The sequence below is a fragment of the Janthinobacterium sp. BCJ23 genome, from assembly GCF_059617945.1.
The window spans coordinates 129,399-145,227 of sequence record NZ_JCAQAW010000003.1; the positions used below are offsets into that span (position 1 = coordinate 129,399).

Here is a 15,829-nt window from a genome sequence, read left to right on the forward strand (position 1 = left end):
GTGGCAGGCAGCGCGCAACCGGCGCCAGACAGGCCCTCAAAGTTCTGCACACAATCTGTGGACAAGATTGTGCGCAAGCGTACGGATACGCGCCAAGTACATTGATTTATATCGTTTTTATTGCCATGCACAAAAATGTGGCATTGGCTGAAAAGCGTGTTTTTCACGGTCCGATTCCACTTCAAAACAGCAGTTTTCCACCGCCAGCGCAGTTCCACACATAAAGTGTGGATAAGATTGTGAGCAAGCCGATTGACTCCATGCAAGAGCATTGATTCTAAAGGGATTTTTTTCTCTGCTGAAAAATAAGGCAGCAATTCGACATGCTCACACGGTGGAAAACCCGGACAAACCACGAAACGGTTTATGCAGTTTTACACACATTCTGTGGATAAGATTGTGAGCAAGGCGCACGGTACGATGCTATACCCTTGATTTGTAAGACTATTTTTATGCTGCGCAAAATTAAGGCAAGCCATGCTATGGGCCTTCCCATGGATAAATCCGGTGCCGCGCCAGAGTTCTGCACATTTTTTGTGGATAAGATTGTGCGCAAGGCCATGCATGGCATACTAAGCGCTTGATTCATAGGCACTTTATTTCCGTGCGCAAAAATGTAGCAAGGCACTTTTATCGCTCGGACAAGGCCAGCCCGGCCATGTTTGTCCAAGGCAAAAAGTTCCGCACACTTTCTGTGGATAACTTTGTGCGTAAGTGGCAGGGGCTACACTGATGTACTTGATATTAAAGGATTTTTTCCCTGTGCACGCAAATCAGGCATACGGGAATTCGTCATGAAATCAATTACTTAGAAATAGAACTTGTTGTTTTGCGCGATATATGACATAAGCATGACCTCGCCGATAATATGTGGACAGTTCCCTTCCCGCTCCCAGCTTTATGATGACTGACAACCCGACTGACAGCGGCTTTGCCGCCCCACCCGTGCTGACCGTCAGCGCCCTGAACCAGGCCGTCGCGCGCCTGCTCGAGCGCTCGTTTCCCCTGACCTGGATCGCCGGCGAGATATCCAACTTCACGCGCGCCGCTTCCGGCCACTGGTATTTCACCTTGAAGGACGATGGCGCCCAGGTCCGCGCCGTGATGTTCCGTGGCCGCGCCCAGTACGCGGGCTTCACGCCGCGCGAAGGCGACAAGGTCGAAGTACGCGCCCTCGTCACCCTGTACGGCGCGCGCGGCGATTACCAGATCAACGTGGAAGCCATCCGCCGCGCCGGCGTAGGCGCCCTGTACGAAGCATTCCAGCGCCTGAAGGAAAAGCTCGCCGCGCAAGGCCTGTTCGACCAGGAGCGCAAGCGCGCCATCCCCATGTTCGCGCGCAGCATCGGCATCGTCACCAGCCCGCAGGCGGCCGCCCTGCGCGACGTGCTGATCGCGCTCAAGCGCCGCGCGCCGCACGTCAACATCATTCTGTACCCGACTCCCGTGCAGGGACAGCAGGCGCCGGAAAAGATCGCGCACGCCATCCGCACGGCATCGACAAGGGCCGAGTGCGACGTGCTGCTCGTGTGCCGTGGCGGCGGCAGCATCGAGGATTTGTGGTCGTTCAACGATGAAGCCGTCGCGCATGCGATTGCCAATTGCTCCATGCCCGTGATCAGCGGCGTGGGCCACGAGACGGATTTCACCATCGCCGACTTCGCGGCCGACCTGCGCGCGGCCACGCCGACGGCGGCGGCCGAACTGGCGGCCACGCCGCGCGCCGACTGGATGGCTTCCCTGCGCGCCGACGCGACGGACCTGCGCCGCGCCATGCGCCGCAGCCTCGACGATGCGGCGCAAACCTTGGACCGCCACAGCCGCCGCCTGCTCAATCCGAAGGCGCAGCTGCAGCAGCAGCGCTTGCAGCTGCTGGCCCTGTCGACGGCCATGACGCATGCGGCGCGCGCGCCCGTGAACCAGTCGCAGTACGCGCTCGAACGCCTGCGCTCGCGCTGGGCCAACCTGCGGCCCGACGTCACGGCATCGCGCACGCGGCTGGTGGAAGCCCAGCGCCGCAGCGGCGCGGCCATGGCGCAGCAGCTGGGCCAGCGGCGCCACCGCCTCGACGGCCTGGCGGCGCAGCTGGAACTGCTCAATCCCCAGCGCACCCTGGAGCGCGGCTACGCGATACTGCGCGATGAGAAGGGGAATATCGTGCGCTCGCCGGTGCAGCTGCAGGCGCGCCAGAACGTCAACGTGCGCCTGGCCGAAGGCAGCGCGCAGGTCGGCATCGCCAGCGTGCAGGCCAGCCTGGAATAAGCGCTGGAATAAAAAAGGCCGGGGAAGAACCCCGGCCCAACACCTTCCCTACTGAGTGGACTGCTACCGCAACTGCTCTTTCACACTACCTGACTTAGAACTTCATCGACACGCGCGCGCCAAACGTGCGCGGCGCGTTGTAGAAGGCGCCGTAGATCTGCTGCGTCGGCTGGCATGGCATGCCCACGTCCGTGCAGATTTCATTGACGTCCAGCTTGACCGCCTTGTCCGTGGCGTTCTGCACGAACGCTTCCACCGTGTAGGCCTTGTTGGCCGGCTGGAAGCGCAGGCTCAGGTCCAGGGTCGTGTAGGCTTCCTGGCGCTTGACGCCGGCATGGCCCGGCACGTCGCCGTTGAACGCCCCCGCCCCCACGTACGACATGGTTTCATAGTGCACCGAAGCGCGCGGCGTGATCTGGCCGCCGGCGACATTGAAATCATGCTCGTACTGGACGGTCGTGGAAAACTTCGGCGCATGCTTCATGGTGCTGCCGCCCACGTTCACCAGTGGCGCCGTCGAACCGCAGGACTGGCCATTCGCGCGCGCCGCATCGACGTCGCAGGACATGAAGTCGTCATACACGGCTTTGAGCCAGGTGGCGTTGCCCGTCAGGCGGTCGACCTTCGTTGGCCGCCACACCCACTCCGCTTCCAGGCCCTTGACGGTGGCGCCGGCCGCGTTGAAGTTGGCCAGCACGCTGTTGACCACCTGCGACTCGAGCTTGTCCTTGTACTTCATCAGGAAGGCGTCGAGGTTCAGGGTCAGTTCGCGGTTCAGCAAGTCCGACTTGAAGCCGATTTCATAGCTGGTCAGCTTTTCCGGCTTGGTGGTGGCGCCGCCGTCGCCGATGGCCGGCGAATGGAAGCCCGTCGTCACGGAACCGAACAGCAGGATGTCGGGGCGCAGCTTGTACTCGATGCGGCCCAGCCAGGTGGCCTGGCCGTATTTCAGGTCGGCCGTATTGTCGCCCGGCGTATTGCCGCAGGTGGCGGCCGTGATGGCACCGCCCGGGCCGATATTGTGCGTGTTGGCCAGGCCCGTGCCCGGCGTGACGAGCTGGCGCAGCTGGTCGGCAGTGAGGACCGTGGTGCCCAGCGGGGTGTTGGCCGGCCAGTTCGGGCATGCCCAGTTCTTGCCGCCGATGTCGAATTTATGGTCTTTTGTGTAGCGCGCGCCGGCCGTCAGCTTGATCTGGTCCGTCACTTGCTGGCTGACCTGGCCGAACACGGCTTTCGATTTGAGCTGGCGGTCGCCCTGGATGAAGGACATCGACGACGCATACTGGCCCACGGTCGGCTGCACGAAGATCACGGCGCCATTGGCGATATCCTGCTGCACGGCCGCCTGCGAAATCTGGCTGCGGTCGATATCGAAGCGCACCTTATTCTTTTCATTGAACAGGAACAGGCCGGCCACCCACTGGAACGGCGCATCGTCGTCCGAGCGCGCCTGCAGCTCGTGCGAATAGCTGTCGAACTGCGCCCAGTCTGTGCGGTTTTCCGACTTGAAGCCGGGGAACAGGCCCGCATCGGAGTCGTTGCTGTTCTGGCGCTTGTAGCGGCTCCAGCTGCCCAGGTACGTGAAGTCCAGCGCGTCCGTCGGCTTGTAATTGAGCTTGCCCTTGTAGGTCAGAATCGACTGGTCCAGGGTGCCCGGCGTGTCGATCAGGGCCGAGCGCAGCTTCTCGCCCCGTTTCGGTTCGGCCGCCAGGTAGACGTTGCCGGCGCCCTGGTCGAGGAAGTAGTCGGCGATGAAGGTGCCGCGCAGCTGCGGCGTGAACTTCCACAGCAGCGAGGCGCGCACGCCCATCTGGTCGCCGGCGCCATACTTGGCCGTGCCCGGCATGACGTTCGAGCCGCGGCGGAAGTCCACCGTGCCGTCATGGCTATCCTTGATGGCGGCGATGCGCAGCGCCACGTCGTCGGAAAACGGAATATTGATCATGCCCTGCGTCTGCAGGTGGCGGTAGTCGCCCACCGTGATGCCGGCCGAACCCATGAACTTGGCCGTGCTAGGCGCGGCCGACACGAGGTTGACAGCACCGGCAGTCGAATTGCGGCCGTTCAGCGTGCCCTGCGGTCCGCGCGCCACCTCGACGTGCGACAAGTCGTACATCAGCGCCGTGGCGCCCTGGGGACGCGGCGAATACACGCCATCGACATAGAAGGCGACGGCCGGGTCGCCCAGCTCCGTGTGGTTGGCCGAACCGACACCGCGCATGTAGACGTGCACGCCGCCCGAGTCGCCATGCTGCTCGACGACGAGGCTGGGCACCATGGTGGCCAGCGATGCCAGATCCTTGACCTGGTTGTTTTGCAGGGTGTCCTGGTTGAAGGCGGTGACGGCCAGCGGCGTCTCCTGCACGAAGGTATTGCGGCGCGTGGCCGTGACGACGATGCGGTCCATCTGTTCGGCTGCCGGTTTTGCCGCGTCCGTGGCGGCAGCCTCCTGGGCCATGGCGGCGCCGCTGCCCAGCAAGATGAACTGGGCGAAGGTCGCATGCGCCAGGCTGAGGGCGATGGTATTGGGTTTGAGCTGTTGCATTGTTGTTGTCTCCTGTACCGCTGGTTGATTGATGATCACATAGCTCTTTGGCTATTGCTGCACATTTTTTGGGTGTCAATCTGAAGTCATGTCGCCTCCGTGCGGGGTCAATGGGTAGCCACGGCGCGACCGGCCGTGTCGAATAGAAAGGCATGGCCTTCTTCCGGCGCAAAGCCGATGGCGCTCCCCTGCGCCAGCGCGTGGCGCGCCTCGCCGTGCAGCTTGATGGCCACCGCGTGCGGGCTGCCGTCCAGCATCGCGTGAATGATTTGCGCGTCGCCCAGCTGCTCGATCAGGGTCACCGTGGCGCCATAGCCTTCTTGGCGCGGCACCAGGCGCAGGTGTTCAGGGCGTATGCCGACCAGCATGCCCGCCTCGCCGCCAAGCTGGCTGGCCAGTGCGGGCACGGCGGCGCACGGCAAGAAATTCATGCGCAGCGCGCCGATGAAGCCGGCCACGAACTGGCTGGCCGGCTGGCGGTACAAGTCCAGCGGCGCACCCACCTGCTCCAGGTGGCCGCCGTGGAAGACGGCGACCCGGTCACCGAGGGTCATGGCTTCGACCTGGTCGTGCGTCACGTAGATCATGGTGGTGCCCAGTTCCTGGTGCAACTTGGCCAGTTCGATGCGCGTCTGCACGCGCAGCGAGGCGTCAAGGTTGGACAGCGGCTCGTCAAACAGGAACACCTTGGGCTGGCGCACGATGGAGCGGCCGATGGCCACGCGCTGGCGTTCGCCGCCCGACAAGGCCTTGGGCTTGCGGTCGAGCAGGTGCGTGATCTGCAATATCTCGGCCACCTTGCCCACGGCCACGCGCACTTCCGCTTCCGGCTTGCCGGCCAGTTTCAAGGCAAAGCCCATGTTGTCGCGCGCCGTCATGTGCGGGTACAGCGCGTAGCTCTGGAAGACCATGGCGATGCCCCGCTCGGCCGGCGCCACGTCGTTGGCCAGCAGGTCGCCGATGCGCAACTGGCCCGCGCTGATGTCTTCCAGTCCCGCGATCATGCGCAGCAGGGTCGACTTGCCGCAGCCGGATGGCCCGACGAAGACCATGAATTCGCCGTCGTGGATATCGAGGTCCAGGCCCTTGACGATTTCCGGGCCGTCGCCATAGGTCTTGCGGATGCCGCGCAGGGAAATGGCGGCCATGTCAGTGCTCCTCGGCCAGCACGGCGGCGTGGGACGCGCGCTGCGCGGCGATGAAGTCGCGGTACCACAGGGCGCTGTCCTTGAAGCTGCGCTGCTGCGTGGCGTAATCGACGTAGACCATGCCGAAGCGCTTGGCATAGCCCGAGTTCCACTCGAAGTTGTCCATCAGGCTCCAGTAGAAATAGCCGCGTACGTCGATGCCCTGCGCGATCACGGCGCGCAAGGCGTCCAGGTGCAGCTGCACGTACTCGATGCGCGGCGCGTCGTGGATCTTGCCGTCGACGGGCTTGTCGGCCACGGCCATGCCGTTTTCCGTGATGTAGACGGGCGGCAGCCGGTATTCGCGGTGCAGGCCGACGAGCAGTTCCGTCAAGCCTTGCGGATAGGTTTCCCAGCCCATGTCGTTGACACCGAGCTTGCACTCGGGCTTGCGCGGCGGCGTCTCGGCACTCATGAAAGCGCGCGTGTAGTAGTTCACGCCAAGGAAATCGATGGGCTGCTTGATATCTATGAAATCGTTTTCAAAAATAGCTAAAGCAGAAGCGTCGACGTGTTTCAGGGCCAGCGCCGGGTAGCGGCCCTTGAAGATGGCGTCCATATACCACTGCACCGAGCGCGCATATTCGAGTTCGGCCAGCTCGCGGTCCTGGGCGCTGTCGGTGGCCGGGGTGGCCGTCCATTGATTGAGCACGATGCCCAGTTTCGCGGGCGGATTGACGGCGCGCATCGCCTGCATGGCCAGGCCGTGCGACAGCAGCAGATGGTGCGACACTTGCACGGCGGCGGCCGGGTCGGCCATGCCGGGCGCGAACTGGCCCGTGCCGTGGCCCAGCACGGCCGTGCACCACGGTTCGTTATGGGTAGCGATGCTGGCGACCTTGTGGCCGAAGCGGCGCGCCACTTCGGCCGCGTAGGCGGCAAAGTGGTAGCAGGTGGCGCGATTGAGCCAGCCACCCTCGTCCTGCAAGGCTTGCGGCAAGTCCCAGTGGTACAGGGTCAGATGGGCGTCGAGCCCCTTGGCGGCCAAGGCGTCGAGCAGGCGTCCATAGAAATCGAAACCGGCCTCGTTCCAGGCGCCGGAACCCGTGGGCTGCACGCGCGACCAGGACATGGAAAAGCGGTAGGCGTTCACGCCCAGGCTGGCGATCAGCTCCACGTCCTCCGCGTAGCGGTGATAGTGGTCGCAGGCCACGTCGCCATTGCTGCCGTCGATGATCTTGCCATCCGTATGGCTGAAGGTATCCCAGATGGAAGGGCCGCGGCCGTCGATGGCGGCGGCGCCCTCGATCTGGTAGGCGCTGGTGGCCACGCCCCAGGTGAAGGTGGCGGGAAAGTTGGTGTCAATATCGTCGTTATGCATGGTGGTCATGTCAGTGTGAGTGGATGAAAAGAGTGCTAGCCTTTGACGGCGCCCTGGGTCAGTCCTTCAATTAAACGCTTCGAGGCGACAAAAAACATGAGCAGCAGCGGCAGCACGGCGATGGCGGCGCCCGTCATCAGCGCGCCCCACTCCGTGTTGTTCGGCGCCTGCATGCTGCGCAGGGCCAGCGGGATCGTGTAGTTCTCGACCGAGCGCATGACGACCAGCGGCGTGATGAAGTTGTTCCACGAGTTGATGAAGGTGATCAGGCCCAGGGTGCCCATGGCGGGACCGATCAGCGGCAGCACGACTCTCCAGTAGATGGCGAATTCGCCGCAGCCGTCGATGCGCGCCGCCTCGATCAGATCCTTCGGGATCGCCGTGCCGATGTACTGGCGCATGAGGAAAATCCCCAGCGCGCCGGCCGCGCCAGGCACGTACAGGGCGCGCGGCTGGTCCAGCCATCCGAGGAAATCCATCAGCATGAAGGTCGGAATCATGTTCATGAAAGACGGGATGATCATCGACGCCATCACGAGGGTGAACAGGGGCCGCTTGAAGCGGAACTCGTACATGGCGAACGCATAGCCGCCGAGCGAGCAAAAGAACAAGGTCAGCGCCGTCGTCATCAGGGCCACGTACAGGCTGATGCCGATATTGCGCCAGAACGGCAGGCGCTCCTGCAGCAGCTCGATGTTGTTGAGCAGGGCCGTGCCGAACCAGCGCGGCGGCGGCAGGCTGTAGATCTCGGCGCTCGTGTGCGTGGCGAAGACGAACATGAAGTAGAACGGCGCGACCATGATCAGGGCGCCGATGGCCACCATGGCGTAGGCCGTCCAGCGGGTGGTTTTCATCGGGACTCCTTGCGCTCATTGCGTTCGTTGCGGCTGAAAATGCGGTTATTGACCCAGGTGGTGCTGGCGATGATCAGGAACAGCAGCCAGGAAATGGCCGACGCCGTGCCGAAGTCGCCCGAGGAAAACGCCGTCTTGTAGACAAAGATGGCCGTCGTCATCACCGACTGGCTTACGCCGCTCGATTCGGCCACCAGCACGAACGGTTCCTCGAACAGCTGCAGGTTACCCATGATGGTGAGGGTCACGGCCAGGTAAATCATCGGACGCAGCTGCGGCAAGGTGATGTACCAGAACTGCTGGCGTTTCGACGCGCCGTCGATGGTGGCCGCCTCGTACAGATCCTTGGGTATCACCTGCAGCGCGGACAGATACAGCACCAGGTTCCAGCCCAGATAGCGCCAGAAAATCACGAAGGCGACGGCCGGCTTGATGAACAGCGAGCTGCCCAGCCAGTCGATCGATTCGGCAGGGAACAGGCCACCGATTAACGGCAGGCTGGCGCACCATTGGATCAGCACATTGATCTGGCCATAATCGCGCGAGAACAGGGTATTGAAGACCATGGCGATGGCCACGCTGGACGTGATGAACGGTAAAAAGTAAATGCCGATCACCAGGTTGCGCGAGCGCTTGAAGCTGTTGTGGATGAACGCTGCCAGCGGAATGGCCACCAGGTGCTGCGGCACGCCCGAGGCCAGCGCCAGCCAGACGGTATTGCCCAGCGAGCGCAGAAACCACGGGTCGCTCAAGGCATACTTGTAGTTGTCCAGGCCCACCCACTGCATGGCTTCCACGCCGCTGGCCGCTTCCCACTGGTTGAACGACAGATAGATGGAAAACAGCAGCGGGAACAGGCTGAAGACGGCGAACAAAATGAAAAATGGGCTGATGAAAATATATGGCGCCCACTTCTTCATGTTGAAGCGTTTCCTGGCGGGCCTCGCCGCCGCAGCAGCGGGCGCGCCATCGGTACAAGGCATGGAAGTAGTCATGCTGCTCCTAGCGCCGCGCGCGGTGGGTGATCAGGGCCTTGGCGTCGGCCAGCGCCGTCTTGATATCCTTGTTTTGCGCCAGCACGCTTTCCAGTTCCATGTTGACGATGTCGCGCGCCACGGCGTCGAACTTGTCGACGCGGATGACGGGGATTTTCGCCGCCGTGTCGCGCGCCAGAATACGCGTCTTCTGGCCGCCGAAATACGGCTGCGGCTCGTCCATCATCGGGTCCGCATACGCGGCCTTGAGGGCCGGGAAGGCGCCGATCTCTTTGAGCGAGTGCAGCTGGATATCCTTGTTGACGGTCATGAACTTGATGAATTCCCAGGCCTGGGTTTTATTCGCCGCCTTTTTCGGGATGCCGTAGAACGAGCCGCCGTACGACGCCAGCGCGCCGGCCGGCAGGTTCGCCGCACGCCACTGGCCGGACGACGCCGGCGCCAGCCACTTGGCCAGGTGGCCGCTGAGCCACGAACCCATCATCTGGCTGGCCACCTTATCGCGTTTAAAACCTTCGGCCCACTCGCCCGTCCAGGCCACGGTGCGTGCATCGATGCCGGCGACCCGCGCCGCCTTGGCCAGTTCGAACGCCTTGACGAAGCGGGGCGAGTCGACCAGCACCTGGCCCTTGTCGCCAAAATAGATGCCTTCGCCATCTTTCAAATTGGCGCGGATATAGATATCGGCCAGGTCGCTGGCGCCAGCCAGCAGATAGGTGCCGGTAGCGGCCTTGAGCTTCTTGCCGGCCGCGATATACGATTCCCACGATTGCGTCAGATCGGTTTCCTTGATGCCCGCCTTGTCCATCAAGTCCTTGCGGTAGAACAGCGTGCCCGGTCCCAGGTCGGCCGGCATGGCGCCCAGGGTGCCGCGCGAACTGGTCGCCTGCACGAACGTGAACGGCACGAACTGGGCGCGGTACTGCCCTGCCCCGTATGGCGGCAGCAAGAGGTCTTCCATGCCCTTCGATTCGGCGAAGCTGCCGACATAGCGGAAGTCGATGGCCATCACGTCGGGCAGGCGCGCGCCGGCCGCCAGCGCCGTCGTCATCGAGTTATGGTGGTCGTCGATCTGCAGGCTGACCAGCTTGACCTTCACTTGCGGATACAGCTTTTCCCACAGGGGCAAGGCTGTTTTCACGGCGCGGTCCAGGTCGGGGAACGAGGCGACGGTAATCGTGGCCGGGGCCAGCGCCGGCAACGGTGCGGCCGGCGGGACGGCGGCGGGAGCGGCGGCCACACCGGCGGCCAGGGTCAGCGCCGCCAGAGGGGCGGCGCCAAGGATGCTTGACTTCATTATTTCATCTCCGTTTATTGAGCGTCTTCTATCTTGAAAACGTTTTCACAACATGTGTCCATTTAACACCGCAAAGAAAATCAAGTCAATCGAAAAAGTTGTCATTTTTATTGAGGGCAGCGTGGCAAGGTCCATGCCATGGCTCGTGTTCTCCTATGAAAGGACACAAAAATCCGCCATTTTGAGAGGTTGTTGTTTTTCGTGAAAACGTTTTCATACGTAGGTCGGATTAGCGCTACGCGCGTAATCCGACAACATTGTTGGCGCAAGAGGCATGGTCCCGACGCGTTGTTGGCTACGCTGTGTCGGCTTACGCCCTGCGGGCTAACCCGACCTACCCCGACCTACCCCGACCGACGGCCCTGTGGGCATTTATGGTAATCTTTCGATGAAAAGGTTTTCAGAGCACTGAGGACCAGCCATCTTGATACCCAGGAATCACCTTGAACGATAGCGCCCACGCTGCTCCCCCTTCCACCCTGCTCGACGTGGCCCGCCAGGCCGGCGTGTCGCCCAGCACCGTTTCGCGCATCCTCAATGGCACGGCCAGGGTCTCCGACGACAAGCGCGACGCCGTGCTGGCGGCCATTGCGCACATGAAATTCGCGCCGAACCAGATGGCGCAAGGTCTGAAGAAGGGCCGCTCGATGACCATCGGCATCGTGGTGCAAGATATTTCCAGCCCCTTCTTCGACGAAAGCCTGCGCGGCGTGGACGACGGCTTGAAGGACACGGGCTACGCGTCCGTCATCGTCAGCGGGCACTGGAATGCGCAGGAAGAGGCGGACCGCATCCACTTGCTGCTGGCGCGGAAGGTCGACGGCATCATCCTGCTGTCGGGGCGCATCTCGGACGAGAGCGTGCTCGATTTCTCGCAGCAGCGGCCCATCGTCTCGACGGGCCGCCTGCTGGCCACGAAAAGCGCCATCGGCTTCAAGCTCGACAACGAATACGGCGCCTACCTGGCCGTGCGCCACCTGGTGGAACTGGGCCACCGCCGCATCGCCTTCGTGGCCGGCCCCGCCAACAACACGGATGCGGCCGAGCGCCTGACGGGCTACCAGCGCGCGCTGCGCGAAGCGGACATCGCCATCGACCCGAAGCTGATGGTGGAAGGCGATTTCCACGAGGCAAGCGGGATGCTGGCCATGAACCATTTGTTCGATACGCAGCAGCAATTCAGCGCCGTCTTCGCCGCCAACGACCTGTCCGCCTACGGCGTGCGCCTGTGCCTGTACCGCAAGGGCATCCGCGTGCCCGACGATATCTCGCTCGTCGGTTTCGATGACTTGCCCGGCTCGTCCTACACGACACCGCCGCTGACGACCATCCACCAGCCCCTGTACGACATCGGCCGCATCGCCACGGAAGCGCTGCTGGGACTGATCAATGGCGAGGCCGTGCAGGCGGCCATTCCACCGCTGGAACTGATCGTTCGCGAGACCACCCGGCGCATCCGTTGAGGCTTGCGGCTGGGAACTTTTCCGCCCGATTCAGGCTGAACGAGAATCACTACGCCAAAGGCATCCGCGACGCGTGCCGGAATCTGCAGCAATGGCGCATCCGCTTTACAATAGTGGCTCGTTCAGCAAGAATGCCTGCTTCAAGCAAGCTTGGCTCAACCCTCCGGCCACAGGCTGGAAGACTCCGAACACTCACCATAAAGGGACATCACATGGAACATACTCTGCCACCACTGCCATATGAAATGGACGCTCTGGCGCCGCATATTTCGAAAGAAACCCTGGAATACCACTATGCCAAGCATCACCAGGCGTATGTCACCAACTTGAACAACCTGATCAAGGGTACCGAGTTCGAGAACCTGTCGCTGGAAGAAATCATCAAGAAATCGTCGGGCGGCATCTTCAACAATGCAGCCCAGGTATGGAACCACACCTTCTACTGGAACGGCATGAAGCCGGCCGGCGGCGGCGCACCTGCGGGTGCCGTGGCTGACGCGATCAACGCCAAATGGTCGTCGTTCGACAAGTTCAAGGAAGAATTCACCAAGTCGTGCGTGGGCAACTTCGGTTCGGGCTGGACCTGGCTGGTGCAAAAAGCCGACGGCTCCGTCGACATCGTCAACACCTCGAACGCCGGCTGCCCGCTGACCACCGGCGACAAGCCGCTGTTGACCTGCGACGTCTGGGAACATGCCTACTACATCGACTACCGCAACCTGCGCGCCAAGTACGTGGAAACGTTCTGGGGCCTGGTCAACTGGGACTTCGTTGCCAAGAACTTCGCGTAAGCGCGGAACCTTGTCAACGTAGGGCGAAAAGAAGCCTGCGCCACCCCGCGCAGGCTTTTTTTTGCCTGCTGAAAAGCACGGCGCTGCGCTACAATCACTGCCCCGCCACCGCTATCTCCCTCTGCCACGATGTCCGCTCGCCTGCTGCGCCGCCTGTTGATCCTGCCCCTGCTCGCGTGCCACCTGCACGCGTGCGCGGCCGCCCCATCGCCCCTGCTGTCCGACTACACCCACAATGCCTGGGGCGCCCTGCAAGGCGCGCCCGTCGATGTGCTGAAATTCGCCCAGGGCAACGATGGCTGGCTGTGGATCGCCACGGCCACCGGCTTGTACCGCTACGATGGCGTGCGCTTCGACAGGGTCGACAGCGTGTACAGCCACCGCCTGCCGTCGAGCAATGTGCTGGGCCTGGCCACGCCGGCCGATGGCGCCGTGTGGGTCGGCTACCGCCTCGGCGGCGTCAGCGTCTTTCGCAAGGATGGCACGCGCACCTACCGCGAGGCGGACGGCTTGCCGCCGGGCGCCGTGTTCCATATCGAGGTAGCGCCCGACGGCGCCATCTGGGTCGGCACGCGCGATGGCGCGGCGCGCCTGGCGCCGGGCGCGGACCGCTTCGTTGCGCAGGCGGCCAACGTGGGCCTGCCCGACAAGCGCGTCTACCAGATCCTGTTCGCCCGCGATGGCACGCAGTGGGTGGGCACCATGCTTGGCGCCTACTTCCGCAAGCCGGGCGAGACGCGCTTTTCCCACGCCTGGCCGCGCACCATCCTCACCGGCATGGATGAAGCGCCCGACGGCGCCATCTGGGCCGTCGATGCGCAAAGCAATTACTACCGCGTGCGCACCAGCGCGCCGCGCGGCGGTGCGCCCATCCGGCCCGACGCCAGGGGCAACAGCATCCGCTTCGACCGCGCCAGCACCATGTGGCTGATGCAGCCCGATGGCATCGAACGCAAGTTCGACCCTTCCGGCCCCAGCCTGCCGGCCCAGCGCCTGACGCGCCAGAACGGCATCAGCGGCCCGCTGCCGCAGACCTCGTTCCAGGACCGCGAAGGCAATCTGTGGTTCGGCACCTCGACGGGCCTGGACCGGCTGCGGCCGAACCGCCTGAAGACCCTGGCCGTGGCCGTGCCCTTCGACCATCCCGGCATGCTGCCGGGGCCCGATGGCGACGTGTGGATCGGCGACTATGTGAGCGACGTGCGCAGCTTTACGGCCGATGGCATGAAAAAAGTGATCCTGAAAGGGGCGCTGGCGGCCAGCCACTGGGCGCCCGACGGCACGCTGTGGCTGGGCAACGAGCAGGAACTCCACCATCGCGCGCGCAACGGCGCCATGACGCGCGTGGCGACGCCCGTGCAGGGACTCGATCCGCAGGCGCTGCAGCAAGACCGCTCGGGGGCCCTGTGGGCCTCGTTTTCCGGTGGCGGCCTGTTTCGCCGGAGCGAAGGAAAATGGATCGCGAACGGCGGCCTCTCGGGCTTGCCGACGGTGCTGACGACGGCCATGGCGATGGATGGCGCCGGCACCGTCTGGCTGGGCCATGCCGACAATACCATCAGCCTGGTGGCCGACGGCCAGCGCGCGGGCGCCGTCAGGCGGCTCGGCGCGCCCGAGGGCCTGCAAGTGGGCACCGTGCTGCAGCTGTACCGCGATGGCGACGCGATGTGGGCCGGCGGCGAAAACGGCGTGGCCCTGTACCGCGCCGGCCGCTTCCACACCTTGCGCGGCGCGCGCGGCACGGTATTTCGCGGCGTGTCGGGCATCGTGCGCCTGCCGGACGGCGACCTGTGGCTGCATGGCGCGGACGGCATAGCCCATATCGGCGCCGCCAGCCTGGCCGCGTGGATGCGCGACGGCAGCGCTGTTACCTCGGAACGCTTCGACGCGCTCGACGGCTTGCAGGGCCATGCCTCGCAGCTGCGCCCCGTGCCGTCGCTGATCCATGCGCCCGATGGCAAGCTGTGGTTTTCCACCTCGGCCACCATCGGCATGCTCGACCCGCTGCATATCCGCCGCAACGCCCTGGCGCCGCCCGTGCAGATCCACAGCTTGCTGGCCAATGGCGTGCGTTACGCGCTGGACGATGGCAAGCCGCAGCACCTGCCGCAAGGCAGCAAGACCCTGCAGATCGGCTTCACGGCCCTGAGCCTGTCGATGCCGGAACGCGTGCGCCTGCGCTACAAACTGACGGGCGTGGATGCCGGCTGGCAAGAAGCGGTCGGACGCCGCGAAGCCTACTATACCAACCTCGCGCCCGGCAGCTACCGCTTCGAGGTCACGGCCGCCAACGAAGACGGCGTGTGGAACACGCAAGGGACAGGGCTAGCCATCGTCATCGCGCCCGCCTTCGCGCAAACGCCGTGGTTCATCGTGCTGCTGGCGCTGGGCGCCGCGCTGCTGCTGTATGGCGGCTATGTGCTGCGCATCCGCCACCTGACGCGCAACATGCAGGAGCGGCTGCAGGAACGCTTGCAGGAACGCCTGGCCGAACGCTCGCGCATCGCCCGTTCGCTGCACGACACCCTGCTGCAAAGCGTGCAGGGCCTGATCCTGTCATTCCATGCGCATGCGGACATGCTGCCCAAGGGCACGCGCGAACGGGCGCGCCTCGACGGCACCCTCAACCTGGCCGACCAGCTGCTGATCGAAGGACGCGACCAGATCATGGACTTGCGCGCCTCGGCCGAACCGGACGAACTGCGCCTGGCGCTGCAGCAATTCGGCAAGGGCCTGGCCGAGCACCGCGCGCATGCGTTCACCGTGCATGTGAGCGGCACCTGCCGGCGCCTGCAGCCGCGCGTGCATGACGAGATCTATGCGATCGCGCGCGAAGCGCTGTTCAACGCCTCGCGCTATGCCGAAGCGGCCAACATCGTGCTGGAACTCGACTATGCGGAGCAGGCATTCACCCTGCGCGTGCGCGACGACGGCTGCGGCCTCGATGACGCCGTCGCACAGGCGGGCCAGCGGCCCGGCCACTGGGGCCTGGTCGGCATGCGCGAGCGCGCCGCCGGCATCGCGGCCAGCCTGCGCATCGACAGCCGGCCCGGTGCCGGCACGCAGATCGAAGTAAGCGTGCCGGGCCGCCTCGCTTACTGAGGGCGCGCCGGT

The 15,829-nt window shown here is 63.8% G+C and carries 10 protein-coding genes; 4 read left to right on the forward strand and 6 right to left on the reverse strand.

Features of this window, described 5'->3' with window-relative positions; all coding sequences use genetic code 11:
• The first annotated feature begins 900 nt into the window (after window positions 1–900).
• Window positions 901–2,262, forward strand: coding sequence for an exodeoxyribonuclease VII large subunit (xseA, locus tag AC54AG_RS12165; protein ID WP_496630466.1), 1,362 nt, complete (start codon window positions 901–903; stop codon window positions 2,260–2,262).
• Between the two features lie 94 nt (window positions 2,263–2,356).
• Here the strand turns inward: xseA and AC54AG_RS12170 are convergent, their stop codons facing one another.
• The 6 genes from AC54AG_RS12170 to AC54AG_RS12195 form a co-directional block, all read right to left on the reverse strand.
• Window positions 2,357–4,807, reverse strand: a complete 2,451-nt coding sequence (locus tag AC54AG_RS12170; protein WP_496630467.1) for a TonB-dependent receptor — start codon at window positions 4,805–4,807, stop codon at window positions 2,357–2,359.
• 107 nt (window positions 4,808–4,914) lie between these two features.
• Window positions 4,915–5,955, reverse strand: coding sequence for an ABC transporter ATP-binding protein (locus AC54AG_RS12175; protein WP_070303931.1), 1,041 nt, complete (start codon window positions 5,953–5,955; stop codon window positions 4,915–4,917).
• Between the two features lies 1 nt (window position 5,956).
• Window positions 5,957–7,324 carry a GH1 family beta-glucosidase gene (locus tag AC54AG_RS12180; RefSeq protein ID WP_034751744.1) on the reverse strand — a complete coding sequence of 456 codons (1,368 nt, stop codon included), beginning with the start codon at window positions 7,322–7,324 and terminating at the stop codon, window positions 5,957–5,959.
• Between the two features lie 26 nt (window positions 7,325–7,350).
• Window positions 7,351–8,169 carry a carbohydrate ABC transporter permease gene (locus AC54AG_RS12185; protein WP_070282696.1) on the reverse strand — a complete coding sequence of 273 codons (819 nt, stop codon included), beginning with the start codon at window positions 8,167–8,169 and terminating at the stop codon, window positions 7,351–7,353.
• Entirely contained in the window at window positions 8,166–9,164 is a 999-nt protein-coding gene (locus tag AC54AG_RS12190; RefSeq protein ID WP_496630469.1) for a carbohydrate ABC transporter permease, read from the reverse strand. Before AC54AG_RS12190 ends, AC54AG_RS12185 begins: the two co-directional genes overlap by 4 nt.
• A 7-nt stretch (window positions 9,165–9,171) precedes the next feature.
• Window positions 9,172–10,461 (reverse strand): extracellular solute-binding protein, encoded by a 1,290-nt coding sequence (locus AC54AG_RS12195; protein ID WP_496630470.1) that lies wholly within the window; start codon window positions 10,459–10,461, stop codon window positions 9,172–9,174.
• 443 nt (window positions 10,462–10,904) lie between these two features.
• On the opposite strand from AC54AG_RS12195, the gene AC54AG_RS12200 reads away from it, so the two are divergent.
• The 3 genes from AC54AG_RS12200 to AC54AG_RS12210 all read left to right on the forward strand — a co-directional run bounded on the left by AC54AG_RS12200 (window position 10,905) and on the right by AC54AG_RS12210 (window position 15,817).
• Window positions 10,905–11,924 (forward strand): LacI family DNA-binding transcriptional regulator, encoded by a 1,020-nt coding sequence (locus AC54AG_RS12200; protein WP_496630471.1) that lies wholly within the window; start codon window positions 10,905–10,907, stop codon window positions 11,922–11,924.
• Between the two features lie 212 nt (window positions 11,925–12,136).
• A complete protein-coding gene (locus AC54AG_RS12205) occupies window positions 12,137–12,715 on the forward strand; it encodes a superoxide dismutase (protein ID WP_034751750.1) in 579 nt (192 codons plus the stop codon).
• 129 nt (window positions 12,716–12,844) lie between these two features.
• Window positions 12,845–15,817, forward strand: a complete 2,973-nt coding sequence (locus AC54AG_RS12210; protein WP_496630472.1) for a sensor histidine kinase — start codon at window positions 12,845–12,847, stop codon at window positions 15,815–15,817.
• The last annotated feature ends 12 nt before the right edge of the window (window positions 15,818–15,829 follow it).

Bases quoted from the DNA above. Each gene is read 5' to 3' on its own strand.
- AC54AG_RS12210 (WP_496630472.1), top strand. From the start codon at position 12,845: ATGTCCGCTCGCCTGCTGCGCCGCCTGTTGATCCTGCCCCTGCTCGCG.
- AC54AG_RS12205 (WP_034751750.1), top strand. From the start codon at position 12,137: ATGGAACATACTCTGCCACCACTGCCATATGAAATGGACGCTCTGGCG.
- AC54AG_RS12190 (WP_496630469.1), bottom strand. From the start codon at position 9,164: ATGACTACTTCCATGCCTTGTACCGATGGCGCGCCCGCTGCTGCGGCG.
- AC54AG_RS12170 (WP_496630467.1), bottom strand. From the start codon at position 4,807: ATGCAACAGCTCAAACCCAATACCATCGCCCTCAGCCTGGCGCATGCG.
- xseA (WP_496630466.1), top strand. From the start codon at position 901: ATGATGACTGACAACCCGACTGACAGCGGCTTTGCCGCCCCACCCGTG.
- AC54AG_RS12185 (WP_070282696.1), bottom strand. From the start codon at position 8,169: ATGAAAACCACCCGCTGGACGGCCTACGCCATGGTGGCCATCGGCGCC.
- AC54AG_RS12195 (WP_496630470.1), bottom strand. From the start codon at position 10,461: ATGAAGTCAAGCATCCTTGGCGCCGCCCCTCTGGCGGCGCTGACCCTG.
- AC54AG_RS12175 (WP_070303931.1), bottom strand. From the start codon at position 5,955: ATGGCCGCCATTTCCCTGCGCGGCATCCGCAAGACCTATGGCGACGGC.
- AC54AG_RS12180 (WP_034751744.1), bottom strand. From the start codon at position 7,324: ATGACCACCATGCATAACGACGATATTGACACCAACTTTCCCGCCACC.